This is a genomic window from Spirillospora sp. NPDC048911, from assembly GCF_043198015.1.
Taxonomy (GTDB): domain Bacteria; phylum Actinomycetota; class Actinomycetes; order Streptosporangiales; family Streptosporangiaceae; genus Spirillospora.
On record NZ_JBICUD010000017.1, the window covers coordinates 30,757 to 55,525 of the forward strand.

Annotated in this window: 22 protein-coding genes; 7 read left to right on the forward strand and 15 right to left on the reverse strand. The window is 71.1% G+C overall.

Going from position 1 to position 24,769, the window contains the following annotated elements; all coding sequences use genetic code 11:
* Nucleotides 1-222: 222 nt before the first annotated feature.
* The 5 genes from alaS to ACGFNU_RS48245 all read right to left on the reverse strand — a co-directional run bounded on the left by alaS (nt 223) and on the right by ACGFNU_RS48245 (nt 6,109).
* Nucleotides 223-2,892 (reverse strand): alanine--tRNA ligase, encoded by a 2,670-nt coding sequence (gene alaS, locus ACGFNU_RS48225; RefSeq protein ID WP_392603491.1) that lies wholly within the window; start codon nt 2,890-2,892, stop codon nt 223-225.
* Nucleotides 2,893-2,894: 2 nt separating this feature from the next.
* A complete protein-coding gene (locus tag ACGFNU_RS48230) occupies nt 2,895-3,215 on the reverse strand; it encodes a hypothetical protein (protein ID WP_392603492.1) in 321 nt (106 codons plus the stop codon).
* Nucleotides 3,216-3,219: 4 nt separating this feature from the next.
* Complete coding sequence (locus tag ACGFNU_RS48235) at nt 3,220-3,630, reverse strand: DUF948 domain-containing protein (RefSeq protein WP_392603493.1); 411 nt, start codon at nt 3,628-3,630, stop codon at nt 3,220-3,222.
* Nucleotides 3,631-3,920: 290 nt separating this feature from the next.
* Nucleotides 3,921-5,204 (reverse strand): replication-associated recombination protein A, encoded by a 1,284-nt coding sequence (locus ACGFNU_RS48240; protein WP_392603634.1) that lies wholly within the window; start codon nt 5,202-5,204, stop codon nt 3,921-3,923.
* A gap of 155 nt (nt 5,205-5,359) precedes the next feature.
* Nucleotides 5,360-6,109, reverse strand: a complete 750-nt coding sequence (locus tag ACGFNU_RS48245) for a phosphatase PAP2 family protein (protein ID WP_392603494.1) — start codon at nt 6,107-6,109, stop codon at nt 5,360-5,362.
* A 109-nt stretch (nt 6,110-6,218) separates the two neighbouring features.
* Between ACGFNU_RS48245 and ACGFNU_RS48250 the strand changes: the two genes are divergently transcribed.
* From ACGFNU_RS48250 to ACGFNU_RS48265, 4 genes are all read left to right on the forward strand, one after another.
* The gene (locus ACGFNU_RS48250) at nt 6,219-6,689 is read left to right on the forward strand and encodes a hypothetical protein (RefSeq protein WP_392603495.1); all 471 of its coding nucleotides are present in this window, start codon (nt 6,219-6,221) and stop codon (nt 6,687-6,689) included.
* 55 nt (nt 6,690-6,744) lie between these two features.
* Nucleotides 6,745-7,350: a DUF3105 domain-containing protein gene (locus tag ACGFNU_RS48255; protein ID WP_392603496.1), complete on the forward strand. Its 606-nt coding sequence runs from the start codon at nt 6,745-6,747 to the stop codon at nt 7,348-7,350.
* Nucleotides 7,347-8,021, forward strand: coding sequence for a DUF305 domain-containing protein (locus ACGFNU_RS48260; protein WP_392603497.1), 675 nt, complete (start codon nt 7,347-7,349; stop codon nt 8,019-8,021). Before ACGFNU_RS48255 ends, ACGFNU_RS48260 begins: the two co-directional genes overlap by 4 nt.
* 71 nt (nt 8,022-8,092) lie before the next feature.
* Nucleotides 8,093-8,662 (forward strand): TIGR03086 family metal-binding protein, encoded by a 570-nt coding sequence (locus tag ACGFNU_RS48265; RefSeq protein WP_392603498.1) that lies wholly within the window; start codon nt 8,093-8,095, stop codon nt 8,660-8,662.
* A 37-nt stretch (nt 8,663-8,699) separates the two neighbouring features.
* On the opposite strand, the gene ACGFNU_RS48270 is transcribed toward ACGFNU_RS48265, so the two are convergent.
* The gene (locus ACGFNU_RS48270; protein WP_392603499.1) at nt 8,700-9,950 is read right to left on the reverse strand and encodes a DUF349 domain-containing protein; all 1,251 of its coding nucleotides are present in this window, start codon (nt 9,948-9,950) and stop codon (nt 8,700-8,702) included.
* Between the two features lie 59 nt (nt 9,951-10,009).
* Entirely contained in the window at nt 10,010-10,822 is an 813-nt protein-coding gene (locus ACGFNU_RS48275; protein WP_392603500.1) for a peptidylprolyl isomerase, read from the reverse strand.
* 259 nt (nt 10,823-11,081) lie between these two features.
* Here ACGFNU_RS48275 and ACGFNU_RS48280 point away from each other — a divergent pair, with 259 nt between their 5' ends.
* Genes ACGFNU_RS48280 through aspS form a run of 3 tightly spaced genes read left to right on the forward strand, consistent with a single transcriptional unit; the run spans nt 11,082 to nt 14,829 of the window.
* A complete protein-coding gene (locus ACGFNU_RS48280; RefSeq protein ID WP_392603501.1) occupies nt 11,082-11,774 on the forward strand; it encodes an MBL fold metallo-hydrolase in 693 nt (230 codons plus the stop codon).
* An 11-nt stretch (nt 11,775-11,785) separates the two neighbouring features.
* Entirely contained in the window at nt 11,786-13,066 is a 1,281-nt protein-coding gene (gene hisS / locus ACGFNU_RS48285) for a histidine--tRNA ligase (protein WP_392603502.1), read from the forward strand.
* On the forward strand, nt 13,063-14,829 hold the full coding sequence (gene aspS / locus ACGFNU_RS48290) for an aspartate--tRNA ligase (protein ID WP_392603503.1): 1,767 nt from the start codon (nt 13,063-13,065) through the stop codon (nt 14,827-14,829). Before hisS ends, aspS begins: the two co-directional genes overlap by 4 nt.
* Before the next feature lie 127 nt (nt 14,830-14,956).
* Here the strand turns inward: aspS and ACGFNU_RS48295 are convergent, their stop codons facing one another.
* From ACGFNU_RS48295 to ruvC, 8 genes are all read right to left on the reverse strand, one after another.
* Complete coding sequence (locus tag ACGFNU_RS48295; protein WP_392603635.1) at nt 14,957-17,131, reverse strand: RelA/SpoT family protein; 2,175 nt, start codon at nt 17,129-17,131, stop codon at nt 14,957-14,959.
* Nucleotides 17,132-17,926: 795 nt separating this feature from the next.
* Nucleotides 17,927-18,472, reverse strand: coding sequence for an adenine phosphoribosyltransferase (locus ACGFNU_RS48300; protein ID WP_392603504.1), 546 nt, complete (start codon nt 18,470-18,472; stop codon nt 17,927-17,929).
* 55 nt (nt 18,473-18,527) lie between these two features.
* The gene (secF, locus tag ACGFNU_RS48305; protein WP_392603505.1) at nt 18,528-19,679 is read right to left on the reverse strand and encodes a protein translocase subunit SecF; all 1,152 of its coding nucleotides are present in this window, start codon (nt 19,677-19,679) and stop codon (nt 18,528-18,530) included.
* Nucleotides 19,679-21,496 (reverse strand): protein translocase subunit SecD, encoded by a 1,818-nt coding sequence (gene secD / locus ACGFNU_RS48310; RefSeq protein WP_392603506.1) that lies wholly within the window; start codon nt 21,494-21,496, stop codon nt 19,679-19,681. Before secD ends, secF begins: the two co-directional genes overlap by 1 nt.
* 43 nt (nt 21,497-21,539) lie before the next feature.
* Nucleotides 21,540-22,034 carry a preprotein translocase subunit YajC gene (gene yajC, locus ACGFNU_RS48315; protein ID WP_392603507.1) on the reverse strand — a complete coding sequence of 165 codons (495 nt, stop codon included), beginning with the start codon at nt 22,032-22,034 and terminating at the stop codon, nt 21,540-21,542.
* A gap of 335 nt (nt 22,035-22,369) precedes the next feature.
* Nucleotides 22,370-23,419 (reverse strand): Holliday junction branch migration DNA helicase RuvB, encoded by a 1,050-nt coding sequence (ruvB, locus tag ACGFNU_RS48320; RefSeq protein WP_392603508.1) that lies wholly within the window; start codon nt 23,417-23,419, stop codon nt 22,370-22,372.
* 118 nt (nt 23,420-23,537) lie between these two features.
* Complete coding sequence (gene ruvA, locus ACGFNU_RS48325; protein WP_392603509.1) at nt 23,538-24,140, reverse strand: Holliday junction branch migration protein RuvA; 603 nt, start codon at nt 24,138-24,140, stop codon at nt 23,538-23,540.
* Nucleotides 24,137-24,715 carry a crossover junction endodeoxyribonuclease RuvC gene (gene ruvC / locus ACGFNU_RS48330; protein WP_392603510.1) on the reverse strand — a complete coding sequence of 193 codons (579 nt, stop codon included), beginning with the start codon at nt 24,713-24,715 and terminating at the stop codon, nt 24,137-24,139. Before ruvC ends, ruvA begins: the two co-directional genes overlap by 4 nt.
* Nucleotides 24,716-24,769: the final 54 nt, after the last annotated feature.

A 24,769-nucleotide genomic window follows, 5' to 3' on the forward strand; every position in this document is an offset into this window, starting at 1 on the left:
ACTTCCAGGCGCCGTCTTCCCTCGTCGCAGGCTCCTCAGTCCAGACGACGCCGCACCCAAAGCGGGCCTCATTGCTTCGCTCCGCTCAGCGGCTTCGGGCGCCTTCCAGGCGCCGTCTTCCCTCGTCGCAGGCTCCTCAGTCCAGACGACGCCGCACCCAAAGCGGGCCTCATTGCTTCGCTCCGCTCAGCGGCTTCGAGCACCCCATCTGCCCAGAATCGTTCACGCGGCCGCCACGGCTCGTTCCACGGCGGCCAGCGCGTCCGGTACGGCCGCCGGGTTCGCGCCTCCGCCCTGTGCGAGATCGTCCTTGCCGCCGCCCCCGCCGCCGAGGGTCTTGGCGGCGACGCCGACGAGCGCGCCGGCCTTGAGGCCGCGCTCCTTGGCGCCCTCGCTGACCGCGACCACCACGACCGGGCGGTCCTTGGGGACGCCGACGACCATGACGACCGCGGGACGGCCCGCCAGCCTGCCGCGGACGTCCACGGCGAGCTTGCGCAGGTCGTCGGCGCCGGTGCCGTCCGGCGCGCGGTGGCCGACGAAGGCCACCCCGTTCACGTCCGCGGCGCCCTCGGCCAGCGACCCGGCGATCGCCAGCACCTGCTGCGAGCGGAGCCTCTCCAGGTCCTTCTCGGCCTCGCGGAGCCGGGTCACCAGGCCGGAGACGCGTTCGGGCAGCTCCTCCTTGCGGGTCTTGAGCTGCTCGGCGAGCTGCGCGACGAGCACGTTCTCCTTGGCGAGGAACCGGAAGGCGTCGATGCCGACGAGGGCCTCGACGCGGCGGATGCCGGCGCCGATGGACGACTCGCCGAGGACCTTGACCAGGCCGAGCTGCCCGGAGCGGGCGACGTGGGTGCCGCCGCACAGCTCGCGGGAGTAGTCGCCGACCTCGACGACCCGGACCTCGTCGCCGTACTTCTCGCCGAAGAGCGCCATGGCGCCCATCGCGCGGGCCTCGTCGAGCGAGGTGTGGAACGCGCGGACGTCGAGGTCGTTGACCAGCACCTCGTTGACCTCGTCCTCGACGTCGCGCAGCACGCTGACCGGGACGGCGCCGGAGGCGGTGAAGTCGAAGCGGAACCGGCCGGGCGAGTTCTCCGAGCCGGCCTGCGCGGCGGACTCGCCGAGCGCGCGGCGGAAACCGGCGTGCACCATGTGCGTCGCGGTGTGCGAACGCGAGATGGCGCGGCGCCGGTCGACGTCGATCTCGGCGTACGCGGTGTCACCGGCCTGCGCCTCACCCGAACGGACCGTGCCGCGGTGCACGATCAGGCCCGCCAGCGGGGACTGCACGTCGTTGATCTCGATGACCGCGCCGTTGCCGAGCCTGATCACGCCGTGGTCGGCGAGCTGGCCGCCGCCCTCGGCGTAGAACGGGGTGCGGTCGAGCACGACCTCGACGTCGGTGCCCTCGCCCGCGGCCGGCACGCCCGCGCCGCCGACGAGCAGGCCGACCACGCGCGCCTCGCCGAGGACGTTGTTGTAGCCGATGAACTCGACCTGGCCGCCGGACCGGGTCAGCAGGTCGTCGAGGGCCGACACGTCGAGGTTGCCGGTCTTCTTGTCCTGCGCGTCCTTCTTGGCGCGGTCGCGCTGCTCCTTCATGAGCCGGCGGAAGCCGTCCTCGTCGACCTGCAGGCCCTGCTCGGAGGCCATCTCCAGGGTGAGGTCGATCGGGAAGCCGTAGGTGTCGTGCAGCTTGAACGCCTGGTCGCCGGCCAGCGACGGGCGGCCCGAGCGCCGGGTCTCGTCCACCGCCGCGTCGAAGATCGCGGTGCCGGTGCGCAGCGTCTGGAGGAAGGACTCCTCCTCGGCGTCGATCACCGTGTGGATGTTGGCGGCGGTACGGATCAGGTCGGGGTACTGCTCGCCCATCGTCTTGATCGCGACGGCGGTGAGCTCGTGCATGAGCCCGGCCTCCTCGCCGCCCAGCAGCCGCAGGTTGCGGATGGAGCGACGCAGGATGCGGCGCAGCACGTAGCCGCGGCCCTCGTTGCCGGGGCGGATGCCGTCGGAGACCATCATCGTGCCGCTGCGCACGTGGTCGGCGATCACGCGCAGCGACACGTCGCCGCGCTGGTCGCGGCCGTACTTGCTGCCGGTGAGGTCGGCCGCCCGGTCGAGGATCTTCCAGAGCGTGTCGGTCTCGTAGATGTTGTCGACGCCCTGCAGGACGGCGGCCATCCGCTCCAGGCCCATGCCGGTGTCGATGTTCTTGCTGGGCAGCTCGCCGAGGATCGGGAAGTCGTCCTTGCCCTGGCCGGCGCCGCGCTCGTACTGCATGAAGACGAGGTTCCACACCTCGAGGTAGCGGTCCTCGTCGGCGATCGGGCCGCCCTCGCGGCCGTACTCGGGGCCCCGGTCGTAGTAGATCTCCGAGCAGGGGCCGCAGGGGCCCGGCACGCCCATCGACCAGTAGTTGTCGGCCATGCCGCGGCGCTGGATGCGGTCGAGCGGCACGCCCACCTTGTTGTGCCAGATGTCCTGGGCCTCGTCGTCGTCATGGAAGACGGTGACCCAGAGCTTCTCCTCGGGGAAGCCGAAACCGCCGTCGGCCTCGGAGCGGGTGAGCAGCTCCCAGGCGTACGGGATCGCCTGCTCCTTGAAGTAGTCCCCGATCGAGAAGTTGCCCAGCATCTGGAAGAACGTGGCGTGCCTGGCGGTCTTGCCGACCTCGTCGATGTCGGGGGTCCGCACGCACTTCTGGGCACTGGTCATCCGCGGCGACGGCGGGGTGCGCTGGCCGAGCATGTAGGGCTTGAACGGGACCATGCCGGCGTTGACCAGCAACAGCGTCGGGTCCTCGGCGATCAGGCTGGCCGAGGGCATCACCAGGTGCCCGTGCTCCTCGAAGAACGTGAGGAAGCGGCGTGCGACCTCTGCCGACTCCATGATCAGTGGCCATCCTTGTCGTCGTCGATGATCGTGTAACGGGCCCGGAGCACCCGGCGGGGGGCGCCCTCGGGCGGCTCGGGTGGAGCCTGGTCCATCCGGACGGCCTCGCGGAGCTCGGCTTCGCGCGCCTCCATCTCTGTACGGACGTCGGAGGCGAAATGCCTCAACCGATCTCCGGCGCCCTGCCCGGCCGTCACCGCCCGGGCCGCGACGCCCTCGGGAGACCAGGTGCGGGCGAAGCGCTCGACCCGCCGCTTGACCCGGTGGGTCGCGTAGACCCCGGCCCCGGCGCCGAGCGACAGCCAGAAGAGTCTTCTCATGGCCTCATCGCCGCCCCTTGCCCGAGGAACGGGTGCCTGAGGCGCGGCCGCCCGAGGCGCGGGCCGGCAGCTGCGGCCGGTCGGCGGGCGCCTGCTCGGGCCGGTTGTTGCCGAGGGCCCTGCGGACGCCGTAGGAGAAGGCCGCGGCCTTCACCAGCGGGCCGCCCACCACCGACGTCATGACGGTGGTCACCGCCGAGACGTTCTGGGTGACCCCGGCGACCTGCTTGGTGATCACGTCGGTGCGGCCGAGCTGCTCGTTGGCGCGCCGCACGGTGCGCGTCATGTCGTCGAGCAGCGGCCCGGCCTGGTCGCCGATGTCGGAGACGACCTTGCTGGCCTCGCCGAGCAGCCGGGCGAGCTTGAGCAGGGTGAAGGCGATGAAGGCCACGAGAATCGCCCAGAACACGGCCACGATGAGACCTGCTAGCTGTCCACCAGTAAGCATCAGGGCTTCCGTTCGCTGTCTAGGGTCGTCTCGGGCCGGATCGGTCTGACAGACCTTACCGTGGGCACCGGCCCTGGCCGCGCAGGGTTTGCGACGCGCGGGCGGCCGAGGCCGGGAGCGTCCCCCGCGAGCGGGAGCCCGGCGCCCGAGGCGTTCCCGGGCAGATTACCGGGCCCGGGCGGCCGATCGCTGGATCATGCCCTCCCCGGCCCGCCGTATGCCCGGACGGAGCCTCTTCGCGCACTTCGCGGCGGGCGCTATTCGCCCGGTTTGCCGGTGCTCTTACCGGTGCCCTTGCCGCGCAGCACGGTGCGGATGCGATCGAGGACCTCGGAGAAGCGCGCCTCGGCTCCGTGCCTGGTCGGACGGTAGTACTCGCGGCCCTCGACGGTGTCAGGCGCGTACTGCTGGCGCACGACCCCGCCCGGGTAGTCGTGCGCGTACTTGTACCCCTTGCCGTGCCCGAGCTTGGCGGCGCCCTTGTAATGCGCCTCACGCAGGTGCGGGGGCACCGGGCCGACGCGCCCCTTCTTCACGTCGGTGATGGCCTCGCCGATGGCGGTGATCACGGCGTTGGACTTGGGGGCCAGCGACAGGTGGATCACCGCCTGGGCGAGGTTGATGCGAGCCTCGGGCAGGCCGACGAACTCCACCGCGTGCGCGGCGGCCGTGGCGGTCTGCAGGGCGGTCGGGTCGGCCATGCCGATGTCCTCGCTGGCGTGGACGATGAGCCGCCGCGCGATGAACCGGGGGTCCTCGCCCGCCTCCAGCATCCGAGCCAGGTAGTGCAGGGCGGCGTCGACGTCGCTGCCGCGGATGCTCTTGATGAACGCGCTGATGACGTCGTAGTGCTGGTCGCCCTCCCGGTCGTAGCGGACCGCCGCCCGGTCGACCGCCTTCTCCAAGACCTCGGGCGTGATCACCTCACCGTCGGTGACGACCAGCCCGGCCGCCTCCAGGTAGGTGAGGGTGCGGCGGGCGTCGCCGCCGGCCAGCCTGACCAGGTGATCCTCGGCGGCGGCGTCGAGCTCGACCGCGCCGTTCAGCCCGCGCTCGTCGGCCAGGGCCCGCCTGATCACCTCGCGCAGGTCGTCCTCGCCGAGCGGCTCCAGCGTGAGCAGCAGCGACCGCGACAGCAGCGGGCTGATCACCGAGAAGAAGGGGTTCTCGGTGGTGGCGCCGATGAACGATACCCAGCGGTTCTCGACGGCGGGGAGCAGCGCGTCCTGCTGGGCCTTGTTGAAGCGGTGCACCTCGTCGACGAAGAGCACGGTCTGGCGGCCGGTCATGCCCAGCTCGCGGCGGGCCAGGTCGATCTCGGCGCGGACGCGCTTGACGCCGTCGGTGACCGCGGAGATCTCCACGAACCGGCGCTTGGTCACCGTGCTGACGACCGTGGCGAGGGTGGTCTTGCCCGTGCCGGGCGGCCCCCACAGCACCAGCGACATCGGGACGTCACGCTCGACGAGCTGGCGGATCGGGGTTCCCGGCCCGAGCAGGTGCGCCTGCCCGACGACCTCGTCCAGGCCACGCGGCCGCATGCGCACGGCGAGCGGCTGGACGGCGAGCGGCTGCCCCGACGACGGCTGCCCTGCCCTCGGAGACGCACCCCCGGTCACGTCCCGCGCCGAGGCCGTGGCGGCCTCTCCCGCCGGATCGTCGAAGAGGCCCTCCGGCTGGCCCGGTTCCGCGCTGGTCACGCTCCGACACTATCGCCCCGTACGGACATTCCCGCCCGTGCCGGACCCCGCCCCGGCTCCAGCCGGGCCGTCACCGCCAGGGCCATGATCACGATGGCCGATCCGACCATCCCGTCGAGCCAGTAGTGGTTGGCGGTCAGGACCACCACGAGCAGGGTGACGACCGGATGGGCCACCGCCGGCCAGCGCAGGCGGCCCCGCCCGTACCGGACCACCCCCCACGCCACCAGGACGGCCCAGCCGACATGGAGCGAGGGCATGGCCGCGAACTGGTTGGCCACGCCCTCGCCCGGTTCGGCGGCGTACGAGCTCGGGCCGTACACGTTCATCAGATCCACGAAGTCCCCGCCCGGCAGCAGGCGCGGCGGGGCGAGCGGGTAGAGGGTGTGGATCGCCAGCGCGACCGCCAGCGAGAGCGCGACGACGGCGAGCAGCCGGGGCCAGGCCGCGCGCCGCCAGAACCAGACCCAGCCCAGGAAGAGGAACGTCGCGGGAAAGTGCACGCGCACGTAGTACTCGTTGGCGATCCGGGCCCAGCCGTCCCAGCGCAGCGCGGCGTGCTGCATCGCCGCCTCGTCGGGCAGCCACAGCTTCCGCTGGAGGTCCCGGACCCGTTCGGCGTTCGTGAACGCCACGTCCGGCCGCCCGTCCGCCAGATGCCGCCCGTAGGCGTACGCGGCGAACAGGAGGGCCACCAGCGCCGCCTGGACGGCGAAGGCCAGGAGAACCGCGAGACGGGGGTGCATGGATCGCCTCATATTGTAAGGATCAACTACCTTGTCTCGTAATCTCTGGTCCGCGAGGAGGGTTCGCGATCCACCGGAAGGGTGAACGGCGAGGGTGACGGTGACCGGCATGGCACGCCGACGGCACGGGCTGGCAGGACTGCTCGTGGCGCTCTTCGTCGTGACCGGGCTCGTCTTCACCTACGGGCTCGGGCATGCCGCCCCCATGCGCGTCTGCACCGCGCACTCCACCAGCGTTCCGGCCGACATAGCCGACGCCCTGGCGCACGAGGCGGGCCACATCGCGGCCGCCAAGGGCGCACCGGGGAAAATGCCGGGGAAGGCCATTGCGCTGACCTCCGCTCCGCCGGTCTCGGCTCCGCTCGCGGCGAAGGCACCGCTGGAGCTGCCACCGCTCGATCCTGCAGGCGGGTGCCTCTCGCTGGCGATTCTGGTCAGCCTCATGCTCCTGGCCCTGGCGACAAGGCCGAACCGCACGGGTGGCGTACTGCCCGCCCGCCTCGGCTGGATACTCCGGGCACCCTCACAACGGACCCCATTCTCTCCCTCTCTGCCCTCTCTGCAGGTGCTTCGGCTGTGACGGCCAAGCCGTCCTCAGCCATTTCAGAAGCCACAGAGATAAGAGGGGTATCCCCATGTCCAAGAGCGCGCGTAACCGTGTGCAACGCCAGAACGCCCTGACCGAACGCACCGTCCCCTGGGGCGGCATCGCCTTCTTCGCCATCATCGGCGTCGTGGCCGTCGTGGCAGTCTCCTTCGCCTTCGTGGAGATGCGATCGTCCGCCTCCTCGGCGACCGCGGCCATCAACGGCATCACGCAGAAGGACAATCTGAGCCGCGACCACGTCACCACCCCCGTCAAGTACGACACCACTCCCCCGATGGGCGGGGCCCACGACCCGGTCTGGCAGAACTGTGACGGCCGCGTCTACGACAAGGCGCTGCGCAACGAGAACGCCGTCCACTCGCTGGAGCACGGCGCCGTCTGGATCACCTACAAGCCCGACCTGGCCGCGGACCAGATCAGCAAGCTGAAGGACAAGGTGGACGGCACCGACTACACGTTCATGAGCCCCTACCCGGGCCTGGACGCGCCGATCGCGCTCTCCGCCTGGGGCAAGCAGATCAAGGTCCAGGACGCCTCCGACAGCCGCGTGACCGCGTTCCTGAAGCAGTACGTGAAGGGTCCGCAGACCCCCGAGCCCGGTGCCGCCTGCAGCGGGGCCAAGGACACGCCGTGACCGTGGCCCCGTCACAGGCGGCCGGGGCATCGCGGGGACGCCGGGCGACCGTCGTCCTCGCGGTGCTCGTCCTCGCCGTGGCGGCGGTGTTCGCGGCGTTCCAGATTCTGCGGCCGGACCGGCCGGTCTCGGACGGACCGGAGGCCGGGTTCGCCCGGGACATGAGCACCCACCACGCGCAGGCCGTGCAGATGTCGTTCACCGTCCGGGACCGCACGGACGACAAGGCCACGCGGCTGCTCGCGTTCGACATCATCAACACCCAGTCGGCCCAGATCGGCATGATGACCGCCTGGCTGGACGAGTGGGAGCTGCCCAAGGCCGATCCGGCCGGGCGGATGCGCTGGATGAGCGGGCACGGCGGCCACGGCGCGGCGACGGCCCCCGCCGCCGCGCCCACGGCGGGCGCGGACGGCGCGGTAATGCCGGGGATGGCCACGCGGACGCAGCTGCGCGAGCTGGAACGGGCCTCGGGCCGCGACGCCGAGATCCAGTACCTGCGGCTGATGATCGCCCATCACCGGGCCGGGGTGACGATGGCCGAGGCCGTGCTGGCCCGCACCGAGCGGCCGCGGGTGCGGCGGCTCGCGCGGAGCATGGTCGACGGCCAGCGGTCCGAGATCGATCTCATGAACCGCATGCTGGGCGAACGCGGCGCCGGAGCCCGGTAGCCACGCGGTAGCCACGCCGAGGTTGCCGATATCGCTTGACACGTCCGGCGCGGCGCGGGTCACTGACCACCATGGCTCAGAAACTCAGCGGCTACCACCGGGCACTGGACCTGTTCGAGGGCGTGGTGGGCGGCGTCACGCGGGACGGCTGGGACCGGCCGTCCCCGTGCGCCGGCTGGACGGCGCGCGACGTCGCCGGTCACGTCATCGGAGGCCAGTACCTGATCCGGGCCATGGCGACCGGCGGGCCGAGACCGGACGTCGGCAGCGAGCCCGCCCGGTACTGCGCCGGGGACGCGCTGCTGGAATGGCGGACGGCGCGCAAGGAGTGCGCCGCCGCGCTCACCCCGGAGGCGCTGCGGCGGCACGTCCCGTTCGGCGAGCTCGGCGACCTGCCGCTGGGCGACTTCCTCGTCGGCTATCTCCTGGAGCCGCTGATCCACACCTGGGACCTGGCGCGGGCGACCGGCCAGCCGGCCCGGCTCGATCCGGACCTCGTCCACCACGCGTTCGCGACGGCGCGGATCATCGCGGGACAGTTCCGGGCGAGCGGGCACCTGGCGCCGCCGCTCCAGGCGCCGCCCGGCGCCGACGAGCAGACCCGCCTGCTGGCCTTCCTGGGCCGGCAGGCGAGCGGCTGAACCGGGCCGGAGGCCAGGAGGCGTAAAGCCAGCCGGCCTAGGAGAACTCGGCGAGCGTGCGCTCGGCCTCTTCCAGCCACGCGCGGCGGGCGGTCAGGGCCTCCTCGGCATCCCTGATGTCCTTCTCACGCCCGGCGCCCTGAGCCTTGGTGAGGCGCTTCTCAAGCTGCTCGATCGAGTTGCGCAGCTGCGCCACCGTCGCCTCGGCACGCGCGCGGGCCTCGGGGTTGGTGCGCCGCCACTCCTGCTCCTCGGCGCCGCGGATCGTCTCCTCGATCTTGCGGAGCCGGCCCTCCAGGCGGTCGCGCTGGTCGCGCGGCACCATGCCCGCGGCCTCCCAGCGCTCCTGGATGGCGCGCAGCGCCTGCCGGGCCTGGCGGACGTCCCGCACCGGCAGCAGCCGCTCGGCGTCGGCGAGGATCTTCTCCTTCTCCTCGGCGTGCACGCGCAGCTCGGCGTCCCGTTCGGCGAACGCCTCGCCGCGGGCCGAGAAGAAGGTGTCCTGGGCGCCCTTGAAGCGGGCCCACAGCTCCTCTTCGGCGTCCCGGGCGGCGCGGCCCGCCAGCTTCCAGCGGCGCATCAGATCGCGGTAGGCCGCGGCGGTCTCGCTCCAGTCGGTCGAGCCGGACATCGCCTCGGCCTCGGCGACCAGGCGCTCCTTCTCGCGGCGGGCGTCCTCGCGCTGCTCGTCGAGGGTCGCGAAGTAGACCTTGCGGCGCTTGGTGAAGGCGTTGCGGGCGGCCGACAGCCGCTTCCACAGCGCGGTCTCGGTCGGCCGGTCGATGCGCTCGGCGGCCTTCCACTCCTCGACCAGCTGGCGCAGCCGCTCGCCGCCGTTCTTCCAGTGCGTCTCCTCGGTGGCGATCCGCTCGGCCTCGCCGACGATGCGCTCCTTGATCTCGCGCGCCTCGTGCCGGGCGTGCTCGCGCTGCGCCTTGACCTCCTCGCGGCGCTTGCCCACCGTCTCGGTGAGGCCGTCGAGGCGGCGCGCCAGGGCGTCGAGGTCGCCGACCGCGTGCGCGTCCGTCACGGCCTCGCGCAGCCGCTGGATGCTCTGCTGCGCCTGCGAGGGCTGCAGGTCGGTCGTGCGGACCCGCTGTTCGAGGAGGCCGATCTCGGTGGCCAGCGCGTCGTACTTGCGCTTGAAATAGGCCAGGGCCTCTTCGGGGGCACCGGCCTGCCAGGACCCGACGGCCCGTTCACCGTCCGACGTCTTGACGTAGACGGTGCCTTCCTCGTCCACCCGGCCCCAGGGATCGGTCGCGCTGGACACGCTTGCCTCCCGCATCACGGGTCCGGTCGTTTCCTATGCAGACCGGACCCTCCACACCTTAATGTCCCGACGCCCTATTTCTTGGCGATCGCGACGTCCTGGATCGTGACCTTCTTCTTCGGCTCGCCGGTACCGTCCTGCCCGGCCTTGGCGACGCCGCCCTTGGCGACGTCCTCCAATATGTCGATACCCGAAGTGATCTTGCCGAACACCGTGTAGTCGGGCGTGAGCTGGGAGTCGCCGTACACCAGGAAGAACTGGCTGCCATTGGTGCCGGGACCGGCATTGGCCATGGCCAGCGTGCCCTTGGTGTATTTGGCGCCGTCGGTGTTCTCGTTGCCGAACTGATATCCCGGGCCGCCGCTTCCGGTGCCGGTGGGGTCGCCGCACTGGAGCATCTTCAGGCCCTCACTGGTGGAGAGCCGGTGGCAGAAGGTCTTGTTCCAGAAGTCCTTCTTGGCCAGGAAGGCGAAGGAATTCGTGGCGCACGGGGCCTTCTTGCCGTCCAGTTCGAGGCCGATGTCGCCCTGGCTGGTCTTGATCGTCGCCTTGACCGTGCCGGCGTAGGCGGGCTTGACCGGCGGCGTGCCGAGGTCCTTGGGCGCGCCGGCCTCCTGGGCCTTGGCGTAGGCGCACTCACCGGGCTTGGCCGCGGCCTGCGACGGCGTGGCACTGGCGGCCGTGTCGGCCTTGGGACTTTCCTTCTTGTCGTCCTTGTCACCGACGATCGCGGCCACGGCACCGCCGCCGCCCGCGATGACCGCGACGGCCGCCACGGAACCGATGATCTTGACGCGCCGGGCGCGCGCCTCCCGGGCCAGCCGGGCCTGTTCCTGGCGCTCGTAACGCTGCCGCGCGAGCTGCTTCTTGCGGTCCTTCCCCGCCACGTGCCTGCCCCTCCGCTGTGATCAGGTGAACGTGCAGCGCATAGTAGCGGTACCGGGGACGCGCATGGGCCATCCCTCACGTCCCGCGGCGCGCGCCGGGCGCATGCCCCGGGGACGCGTCTGGTACGGCCCGGTGCGCGCGCCCGCCGACACGGCGATCCGCGCATCTCGTTCGCCCCGGCCATGGCCGCGCCGGTACCCTCGAAGCGCCGCACGTCTCACGTTCGCTGCCGTTTCAAGCTCTGGAGAAAGGACGACCGTGCTCGTCGCCGGGTTCCCCGCTGGCTCGTTCGCCGCGAACTGTTATCTCGTGGCGCCCGCCGCGGGCGAGGAATGCGTGATCATCGACCCCGGCCAGGACGCCGAGGCCGGGATCGACGAGCTCCTGCGCGAGCACCGCCTCAAGCCCGTCGCGGTCCTGCTGACGCACGGCCATCTTGACCACGTCTGGTCGGTCGCGCCCGTCTGCGGCGCCAAGGACGTGCCCGCCTACATCCACCCCGACGACCGCGATCTGCTCAGCGATCCGGCCAAGGGCTTCGGGGTGGCGGCGAGCCAGTTGTTCGGGGGGCTGGAGCTCAGCGAGCCCGACGACGTCAAGGAGCTGTCGGACGGCGCGGTGGTCGAGCTGGCGGGGCTGCGGTTCACCGTCGACCACGCCCCCGGCCATACACCCGGGTCGGTGACCTTCCGGACCCCCGCGACGCAGGAGCTGCCCGACGTGGTCTTCACGGGCGATCTGCTCTTCGCCGGGTCGATCGGGCGCACCGACCTGCCGGGCGGCTCGTACGAGGAGATCCTCAAGAGCCTGTCGCGGGTGTGCCTGTCCCTGCCGGACGAGGCCGCCGTCCTGCCCGGCCACGGAGAGCAGACCACCATCGGCCGTGAGCGCGCCAGCAATCCGTTCCTCGCGGATCTGACGCCTACAGACGGACCCAACAAGGGATTCTGACCTAAACGATCATGAGTTCGAGCTTTCAGGCCCCCAAGGGGGTCAGTGAATACGTTCCGCCGCGCGCGGACCTCTTCGCCGCCATCCGGCAGGCGTTCGCCGAGCAGGCCCGGCTGGCCGGTTACGGCTATCTGGAGCTGGCGGTCTTCGAGGACACCAACCTCTTCAGGCGGGGCGTCGGCGAGTCGACCGACGTGGTCAGCAAGGAGATGTACACCTTCGAGGACCGCGGCGGCCGGTCGCTGACCCTGCGTCCCGAGTTCACCGCGGGCGTGCTGCGCTCGGTGCTGGAGAACGGCCTGCACAAGCAGGGCGGGCTGCCGGTCAAGGTGTGGACGACGGGCCCGGCGTTCCGGGCCGAACGCCCGCAGCAGGGCCGCTACCGGCAGTTCTACCAGCTCGACCTGGAGGCGATCGGCAGCGACGACCCGCAGGTCGACGCCGAGACCATCGCCATCGCCTGGCAGTGGTACCGGAGCCTCGGGCTGCGCCAGGTCCGGCTGCTGCTCAACTCCCTCGGCTGCAAGGAGTGCCGCCCGGCCTACCGTGCCCTCCTCCAGGAATTCCTGCGCGGGCTCGACCTGGACGAGCCCACCCGCGAGCGCATCGAGATCAACCCGCTGCGCGTCCTGGACGACAAGCGCCCGGCGGTGCGGGCCCAGCTGACCGGCGCGCCGCTGATGGCCGACCACCTGTGCGGCGCCTGCAAGGCCCACCACGACAAGGTCCGCGAGCTCCTGGGCGACCTGGGGATCGAGTGGGAGGACACCCCGACCCTGGTGCGCGGGCTCGACTACTACACCCGCACCACCTACGAGTTCGACCACCCGCTGCTCGGCGCCCAGTCGGGCATCGGCGGGGGCGGGCGCTACGACGGCCTCTCGGAGGACATCGGCGGGCCGCCGCTCCCGGGCATCGGCTTCGGCCTCGGCCTGGACCGCACGGTCCTGGCGCTGGAGGCCGAGTCGGCCGGCGAGGGTCCCGAGTTCGCCGCCCCGCCGCGCTGCGAGGTCTTCGGCGTCGCGCTCGGCGAGGAGGCCGAACGCAGGCTGTTCGCCCTGACCGCCGAGTTCCGCCGGGCCGGGATCGCCGCGGACATGGCCTACGGCGGCAAGAAGCTGAAGGGCGCCATGAAGGACGCCGGCCGCTCGGGGGCCGCGTACGCCGTGATCCTCGGCGAGCGAGATATCGCCGCCGGGTCCGTCCAGCTCAAGGACCTGGCGGCGGGCGACCAGACCGCCGTACCGCTCACCGAGATCACTTCGACGTTGAAGGAAAGGCTTTCACGATGATCCGCTCGCACGAGGCGGGGACGCTCCGCAAGGAGCACGCCGGGCAGCAGGTGACCCTCGCGGGCTGGGTGGCCCGGCGCCGGGACCACGGCGGCGTCGCGTTCATCGACCTGCGCGACGCCTCGGGCACCGCGCAGGTCGTCTTCCGGGAGGAGGACACCGCGCACGACCTCCGCTCGGAGTTCTGCGTCCGGATCACCGGCGAGGTGCGGGTCCGCCCGGCGGGCAACGAGAACCCCGAGCTGCCGACCGGCGCCATCGAGGTCGCGGCGGCCGAGATCGAGGTGCTCTCCGAGGCCGCGCCGCTGCCGTTCCCGATCGAGGGCGACGTCAACGTCAACGAGGAGGTGCGGCTCAAGCACCGCTACCTCGACATCCGCCGCGACGCGGTCGCCAAGGCGCTGCGGACCCGGTCCGAGGGTTCGTTCCTGGTGCACGAGGTCATGCGCGAGCACGGCTTCGTCAACGTCGAGACCCCCACGCTGACGCGCTCCACCCCCGAGGGCGCCCGCGACTTCCTGGTGCCGGTGCGGCTCAAGCCCGGGCACTGGTACGCGCTGCCGCAGTCCCCGCAGCTCTTCAAGCAGCTGCTCATGGTCGGCGGCCTGGAGCGCTACTACCAGATCGCCCGCTGCTACCGGGACGAGGACTTCCGCGCCGACCGGCAGCCGGAGTTCACCCAGATCGACATCGAGATGTCCTTCGCCGAGCAGGACGACGTCCTGAAGGTCGGCGAGGACCTCGTGGCGCGGCTGTGGAAGGAGATCGCCGGGCACGAGATCCCCCGGCCGATCCCCCACATGACCTACGCCGACGCGATGTCGCGGTTCGGCTCGGACAAGCCCGACCTGCGGTTCGGCAACGAGCTGACCGACATGACCGAATACTTCGCCGACACCTCGTTCCGGGTCTTCCAGGCCCCGTACGTGGGCGCGGTCGTCATGCCGGGCGGCGCGTCCCAGACCCGCAAGGAGCTGGACGCCTGGCAGGACTGGGCCAAGGCGCGCGGCGCCCGCGGCCTGGCGTACGTGCTGCTCCAGGAGGATGGCACCCTCGGCGGCCCGGTCGCCAAGAACCTCTCCGACACCGAGAAGGCGGGCCTCGCGGAGAAGACCGGCGCCAAGCGCGGCGACGCGATCTTCTTCGGCGCGGGCGTGCCGCACTCCACCCGCGAGCTGCTCGGCGCCGCCCGGCTGGAGATCGGCCGCCGCTGCGAGCTGATCGACGAGTCGGCCTGGGCGTTCGTGTGGGTCGTCGACGCGCCGATCTTCGAGGCCGTGTACGACGAGAAGGGCGAGCGCATCGGCTGGACGTCGGTGCACCACCCGTTCACCTCGCCCAAGCCCGAGTACGCCGACGACTTCCAGGACCGGCCGGGCGAGGCCCTCGCCAACGCCTACGACATCGTCTGCAACGGCAACGAGATCGGCGGCGGCTCGATCCGTATCCACCGGGCCGAGATGCAGCAGCGCGTCTTCGACGTGCTGGGCCTGTCCAAGGAGGAGGCCGAGTCCAAGTTCGGCTTCCTGCTGGAGGCGTTCAAGTTCGGCCCGCCGCCGCACGGCGGCATCGCCTTCGGCTGGGACCGCATGGTCATGTTGCTGGCCGGCCAGGACTCGATCCGCGACGTGATCGCCTTCCCGAAGGCCGCGTCCGGCTACGACCCGCTGACCGCCGCGCCCACGCCGATCACCGAGCAGCAGCGCAAGGAGGCCGGGGTCGACGTGATCCCGGGCGAGGACGAGGAGCCCGCGAAGGCCTGATTCCTCTACGCGGCTGAGAACGATCGGGACGGGCCCCGCATCCGGAAAGGTGCGGGGCTCGCTCGTTCACGGGAAAGTCGCCGTACGGACGTTTCAGAGCCGTACAGAAGGGGTACTGCGGTGCGGCTCAGCGGTTGGTGCCGCTGGTGACGCGGTAGACGTCGTAGACGCCGTCGATCGAGCGGACGGCCTTGAGGACGTGGCCCAGATGCTTGGGGTCGCCCATCTCGAAGGTGAAGCGGCTGACCGCGACCCGGTCGCGGGTGGTGGTGACCGACGCCGACAGGATGTTGACGTGCTGGTCGGAGAGCACCCGGGTGACGTCCGACAGCAGGCGCGGGCGGTCGAGGGCCTCCACCTGGATGGCCACCAGGAAGACCGAGTCCTCCCCCGGTGACCACTTGACGTCGATCAGCCGGTCGGGCTGCTCCTTGAGCTGGGCCACGTTGACGCAGTCGGCGCGGTGCACCGAGACGCCGTGGCCGCGGGTCACGAAGCCGACGATGTCGTCGCCCGGCACCGGGGTGCAGCAACGCGACAGCCGGACCCAGACGTCCGGGTCGCCCGCCACGACGACGCCGGGGTCGCCGGTGGTCCGCGTCCGCTTGCGCCTGGTCGGCAGCGCGATCTCGGCGAGGTCCTCCTCGGCGCTCTCGACCCCGCCGAGCGCCTCGACCAGGCGCTGGACGACGGTCTGCGCGGAGACGTGGCTCTCGCCCACCGCCGCGTACAGCGACGACACGTCGGGATAGCGCATGTCGCGGGCGAGCGCGAGCAGCGCCTCGCCGGACATCATGCGCTGGAGCGGCATGTTCTGCTTGCGCATCGCGCGGGCGATCGAGTCCTTGCCGGACTCGATCGCGGTGTCGCGGCGCTCCTTGGAGAACCAGTGCTTGATCTTGTTGCGGGCGCGGGCGCTCTTGACGAAGTTGAGCCAGTCGCGGCTGGGCCCGGCGTCGGGCGACTTGGAGGTGAAGACCTCGACGGTGTCGCCGTTGTCGAGGGTGGATTCGAGCGGGACGAGGCGCCCGTTGACGCGGGCGCCGATACATCGGTACCCGACCTCGGTGTGGATCGCGAACGCGAAGTCGACCGGCGTGGCGCCCTGCGGCAGCGCCATGACGTCGCCCTTGGGCGTGAAGACGAAGACCTCGGAGACCGACAGGTCGAAGCGCAGCGACTCCAGGAACTCGGCCGGGTCGGCCGTCTCCTTCTGCCAGTCGAGGAGCTGGCGCAGCCACTGCATGTCGGCGGCCTTGCGGCCGGCGACCGTCTCCTCCTTGTACTTCCAGTGCGCGGCGACGCCGTACTCGGCGCGGCGGTGCATGCCCCAGGTGCGGATCTGCAGCTCGACCGGCTTGCCCTCTGGCCCTATCACCGTCGTGTGCAGCGACTGGTACATGTTGAACTTCGGCATCGCGATGTAGTCCTTGAACCGGCCGGGGACCGGGTTCCATCGCGCGTGGATCGAGCCGAGGGCGGCGTAGCAGTCGCGGACGCTGTCGACCAGGACCCGGATGCCGACCAGGTCGTAGATGTCGTCGAAGCTGACATCCCGGGCGATCATCTTCTGGTAGATCGAGTAGTAGTGCTTGGGCCGGCCGGTCACGGTCGCCTTGATCCGGGCGTCGCGCAGGTCGGTCGACACGTTCTCTATGACGTCCTGCAGGAAGACGTCGCGGCGCGGCGCCCGCTCGGACACCAGCCGGGCGATCTCGTCGAACCGCTTGGGATAGAGCGTGGCGAACGAGAGGTCCTCCAGCTCCCACTTGAGCGTGTTCATGCCGAGCCGGTGGGCCAGCGGCGCGAAGACCTCGAGGGTCTCGCGGGCCTTCTTCTCCTGCTTGTGCCGCGGCATGTAGCGCAGCGTGCGCATGTTGTGCAGCCGGTCGGCGAGCTTGATCACCAGAACCCGGATGTCGCGGGCCATCGCGACGACCATCTTGCGCACGGTCTCGGCCTCGGCGGCCTCGCCGTACTTGACCTTGTCGAGCTTGGTGACGCCGTCGACCAGCGCCGCGATCTCGTCGCCGAAGTCCGAGCGCAGCTCGTCGAGGGTGTAGGGGGTGTCCTCGACGGTGTCGTGCAGCAGCGCCCCGCACAGGGTCTCGGTGTTCATGCCGAGCTCGGCGAGGATCGTCGCGACCGCGAGCGGATGGGTGATGTAGGGATCGCCGCTCTTGCGCTTCTGGTCGCGGTGGTAGTGCGCCGCGACGTCGTAGGCGCGCTCGATGAGCCGCAGGTCCGCCTTGGGATGGGTGTTGCGGACCGTCTTGATGAGTGGTTCGAGTACCGGATTCATAGCGGGGCCGCGCTGGGCGCCCAACCTGGCGAGCCTACGGCGCACCCGGGCGGCAGACGGTGGGATCGTGGCCGGCGTCGGCCTGGACGTGTTGGCGGGTTGAGAGGGAGCGGGCGGAGTCGTGGCGGAAGCCCCCTGGCTCCGGCCGGCCGTCCTCTCTCTGGCCCCTCCGGCCGCGCCCCCGCCGCCCTGCGCCTTGCCGCCGGACGCCTGTTTCTCAGCGGCGCGCGGCTCGGCGGTCTTGGCCTTGGCGGTCTTCGGGCGGGCTGTTCGTGGCTGTGCGTTCTGCGCGTCGGAAGCCTGCGTGTCGGAGGCCTGGGTTTCGGAAGCCTGCGTGTCGGAGGCCTGGGTTTCGGAAGCCTGCGTGTCGGAGGCCTGAGTCTCGGTAACCGGGGACTCGGCAGCCTGGGCGCCCTGGGTCTGCGATCCGGAAGCCTTGGCCTGCCCTGCCTGACTTTCGGGAGCCTGGGTGCCGGGGGCCTTGGCCGCAGAGGTTCGTGCGTCCGGGGCCTGAGTTTCGGGAGTCTCCGCGTCCGGGCTCGATGTGGCGGAAGTCACAGCGCCGGGCGCCGTGCGTTCCCGTGCGGGCGTGGGCCTGCGCGCGGGCGGCGGGCTCGCGGGCGTGCCGCCGCGCCCGGCCGGTCCGGCCGCAGCGTCCGGCCGCGCGTGCCCCGGTTCCGCGGCGTGGTCCACCGCGGCGTCGGTCACCGCGTCGGTCGATACCTCACCGGGCACTCAGCCTCCCCTGAACTGTGGGCGCCGTATTCCGTCAGTGTATCCGGCACCCTTTTAGTGCTAGACCGTAACCAGCGAATGGACGTCCAGATTCCCCAGTTTGTCCCGTCCGTGCAGGAACGAGAGCTCGATCAGGACCGACAGCCCGACGACGTCCCCGCCGCCGCGCCGGACCAGCTCCGCGGCCGCCCGGGCCGTTCCCCCGGTGGCCAGCACGTCATCGACGATCAGTACTCGCTCACCGGGCGCGAACGCGTCGGTGTGCACCTCGATCGTTTCGGTCCCGTACTCGAGATCATAGGTCTCTTCGTACGTCCGCGCGGGCAGCTTTCCCTTCTTGCGCACGGGGACGAAGCCCGCGCCGAAGTGATAGGCCACCGGAGCGGCCAGGATGAAGCCGCGCGCCTCGATGCCGACGATCTTGTCGATGGTGCCGCGGCCGTGGTGGTTGACGATCGCGTCCACCAGGCCGGCGAAGGCGACGTGGTCGGCCAGCAGCGGGGTGATGTCCTTGAAGAGCACGCCCGGCTTCGGATAGTCGGGCACGTCGCGGATCCGGTCCTGGATCAGCTTGTCGAGGTCCACTGCTTCCGCTCCCCTGATCATGGAACCGCGCCCCCGCCGACGGTGCCGTCGGAGGGGGCGCGGTGAGGTAGATCTGTCACTTGCTCCGGCGCTGCTGCCGGGTGCCCCGCTTGGGCTGCTGCCGCGGGCCCTGCTGGACGACCTTGCGGACGGTCACGCCCGCCGGCGTCGCGATGGTGCCGGCCTTGCCGTCGTCGTCCGGGACGTCGTCGACGTCGTCGACCGCGGTCGCCTGGGTGACCTTGGCCGCCTTGGCCTGCCGCTTGCCGCTGCTCTCGCGCCGGGCGATGTTCTCGCGCAGCTGCTTGAACTTCGGCTCGCGCTCCTTGAGCTGGACCAGCAGCGGCGTGGCCACGCAGATCGAGGAGTACGTACCGACGATCATGCCGACGAACAGCGACAGCGACAGGTCCTTCAGCGTGCCCGCGCCGAACAGCGTGGTGCCGATGAACAGGATCGCCGCCACCGGCAGGATCGCGACGAGCGAGGTGTTGAGGGACCGGACCAGCGTGCTGCTCAGCGCCTGGTTCGCCGCCTCGCTGTAGGTGATCTTGGAGGTGGGGCCGAGCGGCCTGGTCACTTCCTTGATCATGTCGAACACCACGACGGCGTCGTACAGCGAGTACCCGAGGATCGTCAGGAAGCCCAGCAGCGTGGCGGGGGTGACCTCGAAGCCGGACCAGGCGTAGATGCCGGCGGTGATGACGAGGTCGTGGACCAGCGCCACGACCGCCGCCGCCGCCATCCGCCATTCGAACGCCACCGACAGATAGGCGATGATCAAGATCATGAACACCGCGAGGGCCTGCCAGGCCTTCTTGGAGATCTCACCGCCCCAGGTCGGCCCGACCACCTGGGTGGTGATCGAGTTGGCCTCGACGTCGAGCTTCTGCGAGACGTTCTGCTTGACCTTGGTGACCTCGGTCGACGTCAGGCTCTCGGTGGTCACCCGCCAGTCGCCGCCGGCCTTCTGCACCTTGGTCTCGCCGTGCACGCCGCCGCCGGCGACGGCCGAGCGGACCTCCTCGATGGAGGCCTTGGACGCCGGGATGGTGAAGACCGAGCCGCCCTTGAACTCGACGCCGAAGTTGAGGCCCTGGATCAGCAGCCCCGCGATGGAGAAGACCAGCAGGAGGCCGGAGATGGAGTACCAGAGCTTCGGCCGGCCGACGATGTCGGCGCTGATCTCGCCACCGTAGAACCTGGAGAAGACGGAGCGCGTGGACATCAGGCCTCCTGGCTCTTCGGAAGGGGAGCGGTGGTGCCGCCGCGGCGCAGCCGGCTCGGGCTGAGGCCCGACAGCCGGTGGCCCCTGCCGAAGAACCGGGTCTTCGACAGCTGCGCGACCAGCGGCTTGGTGAAGAAGAACACCACCACGATGTCGATCAGCGTGGTGAGGCCCATGGCGAACGCGAAGCCCCGGACGCCGCCGACCGCCAGGAAGTAGAGCACCACGGCCGCCAGGAACGTGACCGCGTCGGCGACCAGGATGGTGCGCCGGGCCCGCTTCCAGGCGCTCTCGATCGAGGGCCGCAGCGTCCGCCCGGCTCTCAGCTCGTCGCGCAGTCGTTCGAAGTAGACGATGAACGAGTCGGCGGTGATGCCGATCGAGACGATGAGGCCGATGATGTGCGGCAGCGAGAGCCGGAAGCCCATGCCCTCGCCGAGGATGACCACCGAGACGTAGGTGATGCCCGCGGCGACCACGAGGCTGGACACCGCCACGAGCCCGAGGCCCTGGTAGTAGACCATGCAGTAGAGCACGACCAGCACGAGCCCGATGGCGCCGGCGATCAGGCCGCCGCGCAGCTGGTCCGAGCCCAGCGTCGAGGAGACCTCGTCGATGGAGCTCTGCGTGAACTCCAGCGGCAGCGCGCCGTACTTCAGGACGTTCGCCAGATCGTCGGCGTAGGACTGCGTGAAGCTGTCGGGCGGGCCGAAGATGCTGGCGGTGCCGCCCGAGATGGGACCGTTGTCGATGCTCGGCGCCGAGACGACCTGGCCGTCCAGCACGATCGCGACCTGGCGCTGCGGGGTGCCCTGCGGCGCCTTGTAGGCGTCGGTGGTCACGTCGTTGAACTGCTTGGCGCCCTGCGACTTGAAGTTGATCGCGACGGTCCAGCTGCTCTGGCCCTGCTGCGGGTCCGGCGGCATCGCGTTCGCGTCGGACACCTGGGTGCCCTCGACGCGGACCGGGCCGAGGATGTACTTGCCCTTGCCGTCCTGGTCACAGGCGGCGACCCACTTCTTGCCCGGGTCGTTGGAGCCGGGCGCGGTGGTCCCGTTGGGCGAGCAGACCAGCTTCTGGTACTGGGCGATGACGGCCTTGTCATCGATGCCGGTGAAGTCCTCCTGGCCGCCGAGATCCGCCGGCAGGCTCGGCGTGACCGACGGCTCGGCCGAGGGCTTGGCGGACGGGCTGCCCGACGGGCTCGCCTTGCCCGAGCCGGACGGCGTGGGCGTCGGGGCCGCCAGGGCCTCCGACAGCGCACGGCTGCGCGGCGTCGCCGACTCGGACGGCTTGACCCCCGCCTTGGGCGACGCGCTGGACGACGCCTTGGGGGACGCGCTGGACGAGGCCTTGGGCGACGGGCTCTTGCTCGTCTTGCCGGACGGGCTGGCCGACGGGCTGCCCGACGGGAGCGGCTGGTTCGCGGGGACGCCCGCGCCGACCACGTACACCTGGCGGAACTGCAGTTTGGCGGTCTTGCCGATGGTGTCGACGACCTGCTGCTGGCCTTCGCCGGGCACGGCCACCACGATGTTGTTGCTGCCCTGCTTGTTCACCTCGGCGTCGGACACGCCCAGGCCGTTGACCCGCTGGGTGATGATCTTCACGGCCTGGTCCATCTGACCGGCCGGCGGATTCTTGCCCGCCTCGGTCTTGGCGGTGAGCGTCACCGTCGTGCCGCCGGCGAGGTCGAGCCCCAGTTTGGGGGTGCTCCTCCCCTGGAGGAACATGACCCCGGTCAGGGCCACCATGACCGCGAGCAACCCGAGGAGCGTGCGCGCGGGATTGGGAGTGCTGCTACGAGGCGGAGCCACTGGTCGTCTTTCTTCCCGTCTTCAAATCGTTGCCGGAGCGCCGTCAGGCCGAGGGCTTCTCCGTCGAGGAGGAGGCCTTGGCCTTGGCGGCGGGCTTCGACTCGGCATCCGCCTGCGTCTCGCCGGCGACGTCCTTGCCGTCCTTGGACAGATCGACGTCGTCCTTGGACAGGTCGATCGAGTCGTCGGCGGGGGTGCCGTCCTCGTCGCCGTCCTCGTCGTCCTCGAGGTCGTCGGCCTCGTCGTCCTTGACGACGTTCATGATCGCCTGCTTGACGAACCGCGCCTCGACGCCGGGGGCGATCTCGAGGACCAGCCCGTCGTCGTCGGAGGACACCACGGTCGCGTACATGCCGCTGGTGGTCATGACGCGGACGCCGGGCTCGATGGAGCTCTGCATCTGCAGCTGCTCCTTGCGGCGCTTGCTCTGCGGCCTGATCAGCAAGAAGTAGAAGACCAGGGGAACGGCCAGGAGGAGAAGCAGATTAAAGGCTCCGCCACCGCCGCCGCTCGCCGCGATAATGTTGTTGCCGCCCATTGCTGGGGCATCCTTCCGATGTGGTTTGCCCAGCCTGTCGCCGATGAGGCCTCACGCGAGGGAACCGCCGGCTGGAAGACGGTGACCAAGTCCCGGAGTCTAGAGAGTACGCGAGAGCCCGGCAACGACGTGACGAGCGGCGGCTGCGGGAAGTTCCCAAGCCGTTACTCCATACCCGCCTGACCGTGACCGCGGGGCCCGGTCCACCGGCTGACGACGGCGGGCCGGCCCCTCGGGGGACGGCCCGTCCCGGACCATCAGCACTGTAGACCATAGTTGTGGATCATGCGCGGTTGATCATGAACCCGCCGCCGCGGGGCAGGGAATCGCCGTCGTCACAGGGAATCGTCGTCGAACAGCGTCTGCGCCATCGGGGACGTGGGCGGCGGGGTCAGGCCCAGATGGGCCCAGGCCGCCGGGGTGGCGATGCGGCCGCGAGGTGTGCGGGCCAGCAATCCCTGGCGGACGAGGAAGGGCTCCGCCACGACCTCGACGGTCTCGGGCTCCTCCCCCACCGAGACCGCCAGCGTCGACAGCCCGACCGGCCCCCCGCCGAACTTGCGCATCAGGGAGCCCAGCACCGCCCGGTCGAGCCGGTCCAGGCCGCGCTCGTCGACCTCGTAGAGCGTCAGCGCGGCACGGGCCAGCTCGCGGGTGATCGCGCCGTCGGCGCGGACCTCGGCGAAGTCGCGGACGCGGCGCAGCAGGCGGTTGGCGATGCGGGGGGTGCCGCGGGACCGGCCGGCGACCTCGCTGGCGGCGTCGTCGGAGATCTCCACGCCCAGCAGCCGGGCGGACCGCTTGACGATCACCTCCAGCTCGGCGGGCTCGTAGAAGTCCATGTGCGCGACGAAGCCGAACCGGTCGCGAAGCGGGCCGGGCAGCATGCCGGCCCGGGTGGTGGCGCCGACGAGGGTGAACGGGGCGATGTCGAGCGGGATCGCGGTCGCGCCGGGCCCCTTTCCGACCACGACGTCGACGCGGAAGTCCTCCATCGCCATGTAGAGCATCTCTTCGGCGGGACGGGCCATCCGGTGGATCTCGTCCAGGAACAGCACCTCTCCCTCGGCGAGCGTCGACAGGACCGCCGCCAGGTCGCCCGCCCGCTCGATCGCCGGGCCGGAGGAGATGCGCAGCGGCGCGTTCAGCTCCGCGGCGATGATCATGGCCAGGGTGGTCTTGCCGAGCCCCGGGCCGCCGGAGAGCAGCACGTGATCGGGCGTCCGCCCGCGCCGCAGGGCGCTCTGCAGGACCAGGGAGAGCTGCTCGCGGACACGCTCCTGCCCGATGAAGTCGTCGAGCTTCTTGGGCCGCAGGGCGGCCTCGATGACCTGCTCCTCGGGCCCGTCCGCGTCGGCCGACACGAGCCGCTCGTCCCCGCTCATGGCCTCGCTCCGCTCAGCGGCGCGCAGCCGCCTTCGCGCGGCGGCCTCCCTCGTCGCTCCGGTCGCGGGCTCCCGGCGCTCCTCGGTCCAGCCGCCGCGCGGCCGCTCGCGTCGTCCACTACTTGCTCAGCTTCTTGAGCGCGGCCTTGAGCAGGGCCGGGACGGGCGGGGTCTCGCCGCCGTCGAGATCGGCGGCGACGGCGTCGACGGCCGCGTCGGCGTCCCTGGCCGACCAGCCGAGGTTGATCAGGCCGGCCTGGACCTGGTCGCGCCAGAGCTCGGTGCGGACGGGCGCGCGGACGTCGTCGGCGTCGCCGATCGGGCCGCCGAGACGGTCCTTGAGTTCGAGGACGATGCGCTGGGCGCCCTTCTTGCCGATGCCGGGGACCTTGGTCAGCGCGGTCAGGTCCTCGGTGGACACGGCGCGCCGCAGGGCGTCGGGCGTGTGCACGGCGAGCATGGCGAGGGCCAGGCGCGGGCCCACACCGCTCGCGGTCTGCAGGAGCTCGAACACCGATCGTTCGTCGTCGTCCGCGAAGCCGAAGAGGGTGAGGGAGTCCTCGCGGACGACCAGCGAGGTGGGCACCTGCGCCTGCTCGCCGACCCGCAGCCCGGCGAGCGTGGCGGGCGTGCACTGCACGGCGAACCCCACGCCGCCCACGTCCACCACCGCGCCGTCGGGTCCGGCGGCGGCCACCCGGCCGCTGACGAAGGCGATCACGCTCCGGTCCTCCCTTTCGTCCGCGCGGCCGCGAGGGCCGCCTCGATCTTGGCCGCGTTGATCCGGGCCTGGGTGCCCGTGGCCGCGGCGATGCGGGCCTGGGCGTCACCGCGCCACACATGGCAGATGGCCAGCGCCAGCGCGTCCGCCGCGTCGGCGGGCCTGGGCGCGACCTCCAGGTTGAGCAGCCGCGTCACCATCTTGGTGACCTGGGCCTTGCCGGCGCGCCCGTTGCCGGTGATGGCGGCCTTGGCCTCGCTCGGCGTGTGCATCGCGACGGGGATGCCCCGGCGCGCGGCGCACACCATCGCGATGCCCGCGGCCTGCGCGGTGCCCATGACGGTGCTGACGTTGTGCTGGGCGAAGACCCGTTCGACGGCGACCGCGTCCGGCGTCATCGCGTCGAGGATCGCCTCGATGCCCCGCTCGATGCCGAGGAGCCGCGTCGCGATGTCGTCGTCGGCGGCGGTCCGGATCACGTCGACCGTGATCAGCGTGAGCCGCTTGCCCGGCACGCCCTCGACCACGCCGACGCCGCAGCGGGTGAGCCCCGGGTCCACTCCCAGCACCCGCACGGCCCACCCCTTCGATCATTTGTTCGGCACCCGCCACGCTATCGAAACAGCATG

What these genes read in the sequence shown, in the direction of transcription:
- alaS (WP_392603491.1), bottom strand. Translation starts at nt 2,892, where the DNA reads ATGGAGTCGGCAGAGGTCGCACGCCGCTTCCTCACGTTCTTCGAGGAG.
- ACGFNU_RS48230 (WP_392603492.1), bottom strand. Translation starts at nt 3,215, where the DNA reads ATGAGAAGACTCTTCTGGCTGTCGCTCGGCGCCGGGGCCGGGGTCTAC.
- ACGFNU_RS48240 (WP_392603634.1), bottom strand. Translation starts at nt 5,204, where the DNA reads ATGCGGCCGCGTGGCCTGGACGAGGTCGTCGGGCAGGCGCACCTGCTC.
- ACGFNU_RS48245 (WP_392603494.1), bottom strand. Translation starts at nt 6,109, where the DNA reads ATGCACCCCCGTCTCGCGGTTCTCCTGGCCTTCGCCGTCCAGGCGGCG.
- ACGFNU_RS48250 (WP_392603495.1), top strand. Translation starts at nt 6,219, where the DNA reads ATGGCACGCCGACGGCACGGGCTGGCAGGACTGCTCGTGGCGCTCTTC.
- ACGFNU_RS48255 (WP_392603496.1), top strand. Translation starts at nt 6,745, where the DNA reads ATGTCCAAGAGCGCGCGTAACCGTGTGCAACGCCAGAACGCCCTGACC.
- ACGFNU_RS48265 (WP_392603498.1), top strand. Translation starts at nt 8,093, where the DNA reads ATGGCTCAGAAACTCAGCGGCTACCACCGGGCACTGGACCTGTTCGAG.
- ACGFNU_RS48270 (WP_392603499.1), bottom strand. Translation starts at nt 9,950, where the DNA reads ATGCGGGAGGCAAGCGTGTCCAGCGCGACCGATCCCTGGGGCCGGGTG.
- hisS (WP_392603502.1), top strand. Translation starts at nt 11,786, where the DNA reads ATGAGTTCGAGCTTTCAGGCCCCCAAGGGGGTCAGTGAATACGTTCCG.
- aspS (WP_392603503.1), top strand. Translation starts at nt 13,063, where the DNA reads ATGATCCGCTCGCACGAGGCGGGGACGCTCCGCAAGGAGCACGCCGGG.
- ACGFNU_RS48295 (WP_392603635.1), bottom strand. Translation starts at nt 17,131, where the DNA reads ATGAATCCGGTACTCGAACCACTCATCAAGACGGTCCGCAACACCCAT.
- ACGFNU_RS48300 (WP_392603504.1), bottom strand. Translation starts at nt 18,472, where the DNA reads ATGATCAGGGGAGCGGAAGCAGTGGACCTCGACAAGCTGATCCAGGAC.
- secF (WP_392603505.1), bottom strand. Translation starts at nt 19,679, where the DNA reads ATGTCCACGCGCTCCGTCTTCTCCAGGTTCTACGGTGGCGAGATCAGC.
- yajC (WP_392603507.1), bottom strand. Translation starts at nt 22,034, where the DNA reads ATGGGCGGCAACAACATTATCGCGGCGAGCGGCGGCGGTGGCGGAGCC.
- ruvB (WP_392603508.1), bottom strand. Translation starts at nt 23,419, where the DNA reads ATGAGCGGGGACGAGCGGCTCGTGTCGGCCGACGCGGACGGGCCCGAG.